Annotated in this window: 2 protein-coding genes; both read right to left on the reverse strand. The window is 53.0% G+C overall.

What is annotated here, in order from left to right:
* Positions 1-182: 182 nt before the first annotated feature.
* On the reverse strand, positions 183-1,376 hold the full coding sequence (tuf, locus tag AC1DRJ_RS27350; RefSeq protein ID WP_477804897.1) for an elongation factor Tu: 1,194 nt from the start codon (positions 1,374-1,376) through the stop codon (positions 183-185).
* 30 nt (positions 1,377-1,406) lie between these two features.
* A partial coding sequence (locus tag AC1DRJ_RS27355; protein ID WP_477804898.1) for a hypothetical protein occupies positions 1,407-1,499 on the reverse strand: 93 nt, incomplete at its 5' end.

Genomic DNA, 1,499 nt, shown 5'->3' on the forward strand with positions numbered 1-1,499 from the left:
TGATACGGATTTGCTGATTTTGCATTGGATTTCAGACTCCGGCTGCTATTCCCACCGAGCGCAATACGCCCGTTAAAAGGAGGCGCAATTCTATAGACGCCCCAGATAGGTGTCAACCCAATAAAAAAGCCCCCGCTGAGCGGGGGCTTTTTCATGTCATCAAAGCTTACTCAAAAAAGAGCTTACTCGATGATTTTGGCTACGACGCCAGCGCCGACGGTACGACCGCCTTCACGGATAGCGAAACGCAGACCATCTTCCATCGCGATGGTTTTGATCAAGGTAACAGTCATCTGAATGTTGTCACCTGGCATTACCATTTCAACGCCTTCTGGCAGCTCGCAGTTACCAGTCACGTCAGTTGTACGGAAGTAGAACTGTGGACGGTAGCCTTTGAAGAACGGAGTATGACGACCGCCTTCTTCCTTGCTCAGAACGTAAACTTCTGCGGTGAACTTGGTGTGCGGCTTAACCGAACCCGGCTTAACCAGAACCTGGCCACGCTCAACGTCGTCACGCTTGGTACCGCGCAACAGAACGCCGCAGTTCTCGCCAGCACGACCTTCGTCGAGCAGCTTACGGAACATTTCAACACCGGTGCAGGTGGTGACGGTAGTGTCACGCAGACCAACGATTTCCAGTGGATCTTGAACGCGAACGATACCGCGCTCGATACGACCAGTCACAACAGTACCGCGACCCGAGATCGAGAAYACGTCTTCGATTGGCATCAGGAACGGCTTGTCGGTCAGACGAACTGGTTCTGGGATGTAGCTGTCCAGAGTTTCAACCAGTTTACGAACGGCAGTGGTGCCCATTTCGTTGTCGTCTTTRCCTTCCAGAGCCATACGAGCGGAACCGATGATGATCGGAGTGTCGTCGCCTGGGAAGTCGTAAGTGCTCAGCAGATCGCGCACTTCCATCTCAACCAGYTCCAGCAGCTCAGCGTCGTCTACCAGGTCAGCCTTGTTCAGGAAAACCACRATGTACGGAACGCCKACCTGACGGGMCAGCAGGATGTGCTCRCGSGTYTGYGGCATCGGACCRTCAGCGGCCGAGCAAACCAGGATCGCGCCGTCCATCTGSGCMGCRCCRGTGATCATGTTCTTCACATAGTCRGCGTGRCCKGGGCAGTCRACGTGMGCRTAGTGACGAATCTTCGAGTTGTACTCGACGTGTGCGGTGTTGATGGTGATACCACGAGCTTTTTCTTCTGGCGCGCTGTCGATTTTATCGAAATCAACGATAGCCGAACCGAAAACCTCGGAGCAAACACGAGTCAGAGCWGCAGTCAGAGTGGTYTTACCGTGGTCAACGTGACCGATGGTGCCAACGTTGACGTGCGGTAGGGAACGATCAAATTTTTCTTTAGCCACGACAATTAACTCCTTGCCTAAAGGGCTGAATCAGCCTTGTTTTTTGGTAACAGTTTCGACGATGTGCGACGGAGCTGTATTGTATTTTTTGAATTCCATAGAGTAGCTTGCGCGACCCTGGGA

The organism is Pseudomonas sp. P5_B2 (genome assembly GCF_056400445.1).